This window comes from Burkholderia sp. 4M9327F10 (genome assembly GCF_005503145.1).
GTDB lineage: Bacteria > Pseudomonadota > Gammaproteobacteria > Burkholderiales > Burkholderiaceae > Paraburkholderia.
The window spans coordinates 1-1,307 of record NZ_SCNV01000144.1 but is presented as its reverse complement, the minus strand read 5'-3'; the positions used below and the strand labels follow the sequence as shown (position 1 = coordinate 1,307).

Genomic DNA, 1,307 nt, shown 5'->3' with positions numbered 1-1,307 from the left:
ATTGAGCAGTACGGCCCGCGCGAGTCGATGGAATACGACGTGGTGATCGTCGGCGGTGGCCCCGCCGGCCTGTCCGCGGCGATCCGCCTGAAGCAGCTGGCAGCGGAGAAAGGCGCCGAAATCGGCGTCTGCGTACTGGAAAAGGGCTCGGAGATCGGGGCGCACATCCTCTCCGGCGCGGTCATGGACCCCCGCGCGCTGAACGAGCTGATTCCCGACTGGAAGGAAAAAGGCGCGCCTCTGGACGTTGAAGTGACCGAGGACCGCTTCCTGTTCCTCTCCGAAACGGGCTCGAAGAGCGTGCCGACCTGGGCGCTGCCGGACAACTTCAAGAATCACGGCAACTACGTCATCAGTCTGGCCAACGTCACGCGCTGGCTTGGGGCAACGGCCGAGGCGCTGGGCGTGGAAATCTTCCCGGGCTTTCCCGCCGCTGAAGTGCTGTACAACGACGACGGCTCGGTCAAGGGCGTCGCCACCGGCAATCTGGGCATCGGCAAGGACGGCCAGCCGACCGAGAACTTCCAGCTCGGCATGGAGCTGCACGCGAAATACACGCTGTTCTGCGAAGGCGCTCGCGGCCATCTGGGCCGTCAGCTAAGTGACAAGTTCAGGCTGCGCGACGGCGCCGATCCGCAGGTCTACGGCATCGGCATCAAGGAGCTGTGGGAGATCGACCCGTCGAAGCACAAGCCGGGGCTCGTGATCCACACGGCCGGCTGGCCGCTCGAGAATGACACCTACGGCGGCTCGTTCCTCTATCACCTGGACAACAACCAGGTGATGATCGGCTTCGTGGTCGGTCTCGGCTACTCGAACCCGTACCTGTCGCCGTTCGAGGAATTCCAGCGCTACAAGACGCATCCGTCGATCCGCGCGTTCCTCGAAGGCGGCAAGCGCGTCTCGTACGGCGCGCGGGCCATCACGGCGGGCGGTCTGCTCTCGCTGCCGAAGCTGGTGTTCCCCGGCGGCGCGCTGGTCGGCGACGACGCGGGCTTCCTGAACGCCTCGCGCATCAAGGGTTCGCATGCCGCGATCAAGACCGGCATGCTGGCCGCTGAGGCTGCGTTCGACGCGGTGCAGGCCGGCCGGCAGTCGGACGAGCTCACGGCGTATCCGGAAGCGTTCAAGACCTCCTGGCTGCATACCGAGCTGTATCGCGCACGCAATTTCAAGCAGTGGATGAGCAAGGGCCTGTATCTGGGCACGCTGATGGTGGGCCTCGAGCAGAAGGTGCTGGGCGGCAATGTGCCGTGGACGCTGCATCACCAGCATTCGGATCACGAGATGCTCAAGCCGGCCTCGCA

General features: G+C 65.0%; 1 protein-coding gene. It reads left to right on the top strand.

Annotated elements, in window-relative coordinates; all coding sequences use genetic code 11:
* On the top strand, positions 1-1,307 hold a 1,307-nt coding region (locus FFS45_RS41470; RefSeq protein WP_249363140.1), incomplete at both ends, for an NAD(P)/FAD-dependent oxidoreductase.